The organism is Burkholderia sp. Ac-20392 (assembly GCF_017104585.1).
Taxonomy (GTDB): Bacteria; Pseudomonadota; Gammaproteobacteria; order Burkholderiales; family Burkholderiaceae; genus Burkholderia; species Burkholderia lata.
On record NZ_JAAGPB010000558.1, the window covers coordinates 1 to 4,931 of the forward strand.

Genomic DNA, 4,931 nt, shown 5'->3' on the forward strand with positions numbered 1-4,931 from the left:
CCCGGCCCCGCAGCGCCGCGCGGCGATTCCCATCGTGCTGTGCATCGCGGCCGCGGTCGGCGCGACGGTCGCGCTCGCGCTGCTCGCGACGGCCGGCCACGACCTGCTGCCGCGCATCATGAACGGCAACCGGATGGCCGCGACGATGACGAACGCGATCACGATCGTCTGGGGGCTGAACCTGGTCGCGCTGATGCTGATGTGGCAGCGGCGGCGACGCCATTCCGTGCTCGACCTGTGGGTGATGACGGTGCTCGTCGCGTGGCTGTTCGACATCGCGCTGTCGTCGATGCTCAACCACGGGCGCTATGACCTCGGCTTCTACGCGGGGCGTGCGTACGGCCTCGTCGCATCCGGCGTCGTGCTGTTCGCGATGCTGTTCGAGAACGGCCGGCTGCATGCGCAGACAGTGCGCGCGCTGGCCGGCGCGCGCTACCAGCATCTGCTCGTCGTGCAGAAGAGCGCGCAGCTGAACGACGCGAACGAACGGCTCGAACAGCGTGTCGCCGCGCGCACCGCGCAACTGAGCGCGTCGAACCGCGACCTGCGACGCGAAGTCGAGGATCGCGTGCGTGCGGAGCGGGCGCTGCAGGCGTCGCGCGAGGAGCTGCGCGAGATCGCCGCGATCAGCGCGAGCGCACGCGAGGCCGAGCAGCGCCGCATCGCACGCGAACTGCACGACGAACTCGCACAGACGCTCGCGACGCTGAAGAACGATCTCGAATGGCTGATCGACCGCGTGCCGCAGGACGATGCGTTGCTGGCGCGCAAGATCGCGGCGATGCACGCGCTGGCGCGCGGCGCGGTGGCCGCGACGCGCCGCATCGCGTCGGACCTGCGCCCGCTGATGCTCGACGATCTCGGCTTCGCCGCGGCAATGCAATGGCTCGTGGAGGATTTCCGGCATCGGCACGGCATCGAATGCGCGCTGCATGTCGACCCGCCCGAGCTGCAGCTCGACGAGCCTTACGCGACCGCCGTGTTCCGCATCGCGCAGGAAGCGCTCGCGAACGTCGCGCGGCACGCGGCCGCGTCGCATGCGACCGTCGAACTCGTGCATGCGAACCATGCGATCGAGTTGACGATTCGCGACGACGGCGCGGGCTTCGATCCCGGCGTGCCGCGCAAGTCGGGATCGTTCGGGCTGGTCGGGTTACGCGAGCGTGCGTACCTCGTCGGCGGCACGCTGCGGATCGCGACGACGCTCGGCGAAGGGACGACGGTCGAGGTGGAGATTCCGCTGTCGCCTGCGCAGGTGACGGTCGCGCATGGCGGAGTTGGGGGTTCGCGCGGGTAGATACCCCGTGACGGCGATGATGCCGGCGGGCGCCGAACAGCGACGATCGCTGCCTGCCCGGTAACGTATGCCCCTGATCCGCCGATTCAATCGACGGCCTTCGTCGCGCGCGCCGCTTCCAGCATGCGCTCAAGTTCTGCAAGGACGTGCGCGGCATCGATGTATTCACCGGTCCGCCGCGCCTCGCCGCGTGATGCCAGGCCTCGCGCGACAAACTCGCGCTGCATGCGTCGGCGCGAAATGTCGTCGCCCAACCTACCCATCGTCGTCGTTTTCATTGCCCACGCCATGCGCCATACCTGCGACGCATCGTAACGCATCGGCAGGATGCACAAAATGCCAGCCTGCCGACCACGACGCATTCGCTGCATGGTCGTGCGCGGCCGCCGGCCGGCCCAAGGCGACATTGCCAGCATGATCCGCTTCGGCACAACGCTACAATTTGCCACTGTCCCGCCTCGCTCTCGCGCCGAGGCGTCGACCGTCCGGACCTCGCGCCTCCACCACGATGAAATCCGTCCTGAGCTATCCACTCTTCTTTCTCGCCGCCCTGGCCGGCTGGCTGGCCGTATCGCTGCTGTGCTGGCCCGTCCTGCTCGCGCTGCAGGCCCTGACGACGGCCGTGTTCATCCCGCATCCGGCGGGCAGCTACATCGGTCTCGGGTTCGTGTCGACCGCGCGGCTCCTGGATTTTCCGACGAGCTTCGTCGGCGCGTTTTCGGTGCCGTTCATGAACGTGCCGCTCGGGTTCATCGCGATCGCCTGGTGGTTCGGCACCGCGCTCATCATGCAGCCCACTTACGCGCGCTACCGCGTCATGGTGCGCGGCCGCCCGTCGGCGCGGGCCGTCCTGTGGCGCGGCGCCCGCTCGTGGCTGATCTTCACGACGGTGCTCCTTCTCATCGCGACGCCCTTCCTTCGGCGCTACGAGATCGTCACACCGGATCACCTCTACGTGCGGCACCTGTTCGACTGGCACGAGCGCGCGTATCCGCTTGCATCATTGAAGGAGATTCACGTGGACGATCCGGGCACCAGCCGCGGCATCGTCACATGGGACTTCATCTTCGACGGCGACAACCGCTTCACGACGACCGCTCCCGACATCCACGCGCTCAAGTACCTGCTGTCGAACACGCACGCGACAGCCAACTTCGCGTTCGTCGGAAACCAGTTGATGAAGCGGTAACACGTCGCGCCGTCACGCCCGCGCCGCCACCATCCCCCGCTCCGACCGCGTCCACGCGACCAGCGCGCCGATCCCGAGCAGCGCGAGACACACGATCGGCACGATCATCGGCCCGAACGCGGTGCCCGTCACCTTGCCGGCAAACGGCATCAGGTTCTGGCTGAAGAAGCCGCCGAGGTTGCCGATCGAGTTGATCGCCGCGACGCTCGCCGCCGCCCGCGCGCCGGTGAAGTAGCGCGGCGGCATCGACCAGAAGCACGGATACAGCAGCGGGATGCATGCGCCGCCCAACACGAGCGCGATGAAACGCAACGGCGTCGACGGCAGCACGAGACTCAGCAGGAAGCCGAGCGCGCCAAGCGCAGCAACGATCGCGATCGTGCGCAGGATGCTCTTCGCGCGGCGCAGCTTCCCCGGCAGCCACACCAGCAGCAGCACCGCGAGCGCCCACGGCAGCATGCTCAGGACGCCGTTCGTCGTGCTCGACACGCCGAACGACTTCACGAGCGTCGGCAGCCAGTACGTTACGCCATACAGCGACGTCGACATCAGCATGTAGGTCGCCGCGAACAGCATCACGCGCGGATCGAGCAGCGCCTTCCACGGCTGGCCGTGTTCGGCCTGCGCGGGCTTCTCGCGTTCGAGCGCGGCCTCGACGATCTGCTTCTCGCGGTCGTCGAGGAAACGTGCGTCGCGCACCGATGCGGGCAGCACGCGGAACACGACGATTGCAACGATCACCGCCGGGATGCCCGTCGCCACGAACACCCACTGCCAGCCCGCGAGCCCCCACACGCCGTTCAGGCTCAGCAGCACGCCGCCGACCAGCGAGCCGAGCATGTTCGCGAGCGCGCTGCCGAGCGTGAAGATGCCGAGCACCTTCGCGCGATAGCTCTGCGGAAACCACAGCGTCAGGTAGTAGATCACGCCCGGATAGAAGCCGGCCTCGGCGATGCCGAGCACGAAGCGCAGCGCGCAGAACGCGGGCATCGACGTCGTGAAGCCCATCAGCACGGTGATGAGCCCCCACGTCAGCATGATCCGTGCGAGCCAGACGCGCGCGCCGTAGCGATGCAGCGCGAGCGTGCTCGGCACCTCGAACAGCAGGTAGCCGATGAAAAACAGCGACGACGCGAGCCCGAACGCGGCTTCCGTCATCCCGAGGCTGTGCACCATCTGCAGCTTCGCGAAGCCGACGTTCTGCCGGTCGATGAACGCGATCAGGAACATCACGACGAGGATGGGAAGCAGGCGCCGCGCCATCTTCGACATGATGCGCTGTTCTTCGGCGGACGCGGGGTCCAGGGTGTCGGTAGCGTTCACTTCAGGCTCCTTGCGTGAATCGGTTGCATAGCGGTTGCAAAGCAGTTGCATTTCGGATGAATCGGCGCCGCGCGCGACGAGCGCACGGCGCGAGGTATTTCGATGAAAGGGAGCGGCGGTATCAGCCCGACCGGTACGCGTCGAGCATCGGCGCGAACATCTCGTGCCACGCACGCGGCTTCGCCTTGATCGTGCCGGCCAGGTACAGGAATTCGGCGTAGTCCATCAGCTGGTTCGGCAGCACCGAGAAGCGCGTGTCGGGTGCGGCGAGCATCTGCATCACGTCGTCGTGCGACATGCCGACGCCCGACGACGCCGCAAAGAGCGCCGCCGCCGCGCGCGGGTCCTGCGCGATCAGGCGGTTCGCTTCGTCGAGTGCGCCGAGAAACGCGACGGCCAGCGCGGGCTCGGTATCGACGAGCCGCTTCGGCGCGAATACGACGTCGTGCGTCATCGGGCCGAGCACGTCGACCGAATTCACGACGCGGTGGATGCCCGGCTGCCGCAGCTCGAGCGTCGAGAACGGCGGCGACGTGAAATGCGCGGTGACGCCGTTCTCGCGGCGAATCAGCGCCTGCATCGCCTGCGGATGCGGCAGGCTCACGGTGATCGAATCGAGCTGCGCGAAATGCGCGGGGCCGAGCTGCTTGCTCGCGACCATCTGCAGCACCACCGCCGACAGCGACGTGCGGATGCCCGGCACCGCGATCCGGTCGGACGGCGTGAAGTCGCGCAGCGACGTGAGGCCCGGCCGGTTTGCGTTCAGCGACAGCGACGAGGTCGACAGCCCGCTGATGCCAATCACCTCGACGTTCGGAATGCCGCGCGCCCGCGCCCACAGCTCGATGAAACCCGGCGCGCCGGCGCCCGCGAAGTCGAGCGTGCCGGCCATCATCGCGTCGTTGACGGAATTGCCGCCGTCGAGCAGCACCCAGTCGACCACGACGTCGCGCACGCCGTGGCGCGCCGCGTGCCGCTCGAACAGCCGCTGCTTCTCCATCACGAGCAGCGGCAGGTACAGCACGCCATAGCCTTTGGAAATCCGCACCGTGCGCGGCTTCGCGCGCACCAGCGACGGCGCGGCCAGCACGCCGAGCCCGGCGGCGATCAATGCGCGGCGGC

5 protein-coding genes are annotated in these 4,931 nt (G+C 68.0%); 2 read left to right on the top strand and 3 right to left on the bottom strand.

Annotation, left to right across the window (positions count from 1 at the left end):
* The coding region (locus G3N99_RS34410) for a sensor histidine kinase (RefSeq protein WP_206124598.1) at positions 1-1,297 on the top strand (1,297 nt) is incomplete at its 5' end.
* Between the two features lie 86 nt (positions 1,298-1,383).
* On the opposite strand, the gene G3N99_RS42165 is transcribed toward G3N99_RS34410, so the two are convergent.
* Entirely contained in the window at positions 1,384-1,713 is a 330-nt protein-coding gene (locus G3N99_RS42165) for a prevent-host-death protein (RefSeq protein WP_241012005.1), read from the bottom strand.
* A 92-nt stretch (positions 1,714-1,805) separates the two neighbouring features.
* Here G3N99_RS42165 and G3N99_RS34420 point away from each other — a divergent pair, with 92 nt between their 5' ends.
* Positions 1,806-2,486 (top strand): hypothetical protein, encoded by a 681-nt coding sequence (locus G3N99_RS34420; RefSeq protein ID WP_206124599.1) that lies wholly within the window; start codon positions 1,806-1,808, stop codon positions 2,484-2,486.
* 12 nt (positions 2,487-2,498) lie between these two features.
* Here the strand turns inward: G3N99_RS34420 and G3N99_RS34425 are convergent, their stop codons facing one another.
* Complete coding sequence (locus G3N99_RS34425; protein WP_174938352.1) at positions 2,499-3,809, bottom strand: MFS transporter; 1,311 nt, start codon at positions 3,807-3,809, stop codon at positions 2,499-2,501.
* 121 nt (positions 3,810-3,930) lie between these two features.
* Positions 3,931-4,931 (bottom strand): ABC transporter substrate-binding protein (locus G3N99_RS34430; RefSeq protein ID WP_206124600.1); only part of this gene is annotated, 1,001 nt, incomplete at its 5' end.

Bases quoted from the DNA above. Each gene is read 5' to 3' on its own strand.
- G3N99_RS42165 (WP_241012005.1), bottom strand. From the start codon at position 1,713: ATGCTGGCAATGTCGCCTTGGGCCGGCCGGCGGCCGCGCACGACCATG.
- G3N99_RS34420 (WP_206124599.1), top strand. From the start codon at position 1,806: ATGAAATCCGTCCTGAGCTATCCACTCTTCTTTCTCGCCGCCCTGGCC.